Origin of the sequence: Massilimicrobiota sp. An142 (assembly GCF_002160725.1) — a bacterium.
In the GTDB taxonomy this organism is placed as follows: domain Bacteria; phylum Bacillota_I; class Bacilli_A; order Erysipelotrichales; family Coprobacillaceae; genus Allocoprobacillus; species Allocoprobacillus merdigallinarum.
The window spans coordinates 1-2196 of sequence record NZ_NFLD01000071.1 but is presented as its reverse complement, the minus strand read 5'-3'; the positions used below and the strand labels follow the sequence as shown (position 1 = coordinate 2196).

Sequence of the window (2196 nt, the reverse complement as noted above, 5' to 3'; positions counted from 1 at the left end):
GGTCAATCATGTTTGGACATGATTGACTATAATTGTGTATAAATATAAGTGGTGCACTTTATGCGATTGAGGTGGTGCAGATGTCTGCGACTACCAGTGCTTTTACATGCGAATAATCAATTAAAAAATCTACTCCTTTCGTATTAAGGATGACATCTTCTGATAATAAAAAAAGTCTTGGTAAATGTATGTTATCTAATATGTTTCCGGTCCCTTATAATGAATTGTTGTCATTTGACTTTACTGTCATATCGGAAAATTTAATATCTCTTTTCAATAAAAAAATAGAATATTTAAAGAAAAATAAATCAAGAATAGAAAAGTCAGCGCAAAGAATATACAAGCAAAAAATAAAAGGTTATAAACAACCTTATCTTAATAGGACAGTTGATTTTTTTGTGGCTGAAAAGTTTTGTACAGATTATGAAATGGAACATTATGGCAAGCATTATAATCGTTTTCCAGATGATGAATACTTTATTAGTAATCCTTTCACTAATGGAATTACAGAATATTATTTAATGAACAAGACGACAAAAATTTCTAAAATTACATTAAATAATGAAAATAATACTGTTGTAGATATTGTTGAAATATATAATCCTGATTATGCACCTTTAGAATGTTTTAAAGAAAAACAACTTAATGTTAATTGTATTACTTCATGGTTTAGAGGTCGTGGCATTCCTTCATGGAGAGAAGGATTAGATGATTTCTTAGATAATGTTGGTATAAAAAATAAGGACATTTTATTAAATAAAGCATTTGGATTATCTTTGAGTGATCAATATTGGTTAAATCCAGTCGAAAAACAAATGGACTGGCATGATATTAATTTCTTTATGAATGATTTTAATAGTCAGGATTTTATTGATGCAAGTTTTGAAAATAAAATATTAATTAAAGATAATATCAATTTATATACGCCTAACAATACATCTGATGGAATGTTGAAGAAAGCGTGGGTTGTTGAATCTGATAAGAAAAGATATTTATTAAAAAGTTCTTTAAGACAAATGGACTTAGAGCCGTTTTGTGAAGTTCTTGCAAGTGATATTTGTAAAGTTATAAACTTAGATCATGTTGATTACACTATCGATCAAATAGGTCATAAAATAATGTCAAAATGTGAATGCTTTATTGATATTAATACAGAATATATATCTTCTTTCTCCATTCTTAGATTCGAAAATGTAGATTTAAATGCCGAAAGAAGTACAAGTGTTTATAAATATTATATTAAAATATTGGAAGAAAAAGGAATCAAAAATGTAAAAGAAAAACTTCTTAAAATGTTTATTTTAGATTATTTAATAGTTAATAAAGATAGACATTTAGGAAATTTTGGTGTAGTAAGAGATGTGAATAGCTTGCAGTGGTTAGATATAGCTCCTATATTTGATAGTGGGCAGGCAATGTATTCTCAAAGCAAAATTTATGAATACAATTTTCATACGGCTTCTGGTACGTTCTTCAATCAAAAGGGTATAGATTTTGATTATATTTTGAATACTGTTTCTCAAAACCAGAATATTGAAATTAACTATGATGAGTTATATGAAGTTGCTATTAAGTGGAGAAATATGCTGTATAGATATGATTATTTAACTGCAATGGGAGAAGATAAGATAGAAGCATTGTATTATGGATTGATTCAACGTATAGAAAAATTGAAAGAGGTTTTATAAAACTAGATTTCTCTAATTGGATATGGGTTTCTGACCACTTGAGGTTGGATGTGCAGATAGATGCGGGCCTATACCTTTTCTTATACAAATAAGAAGCCATGACTTTCATCATGACTTTATTTTTATGGTTTGCTTAATTATTTACAAGCTTCTTCGATTGAATCGGTATCCCAAATTCTGCTGAAAAATTCAAGACTTTTTGAGTTTTTATAGTTCTCAGAAAGTTTTACGAAATCAGTTAAAAAAATAGGTCATAAAATTTGTGTGCAACCCTTGAAGTCTGTTATCGTTTCAGGAAGTCTATTATAAAAAATGAAAATATTCGATTTACAAGAAATGAATCAATTAAAAACATATGATATAATAAATGATACAAAATATATTGAATAAAGGAGCTAACTATATAAAAATCAAGTCATTTGATGAAAAAGTTTGAAAATGTTAAATGATTTGATTATGCTAGCTAATCAATATGTAAGATCTTTGAAATGTGAATACGATTTGTGTT

1 protein-coding gene and 1 pseudogene are annotated in these 2196 nt (G+C 27.4%); both read left to right on the top strand.

The window, feature by feature from the left end:
* Window positions 1-119: 119 nt before the first annotated feature.
* Window positions 120-398: pseudogene (locus B5E87_RS15755) on the top strand (type III toxin-antitoxin system ToxN/AbiQ family toxin); the annotation flags it as partial.
* Complete coding sequence (locus B5E87_RS14675; protein WP_241147195.1) at window positions 399-1688, top strand: hypothetical protein; 1290 nt, start codon at window positions 399-401, stop codon at window positions 1686-1688. It begins immediately after the preceding pseudogene.
* Window positions 1689-2196: the final 508 nt, after the last annotated feature.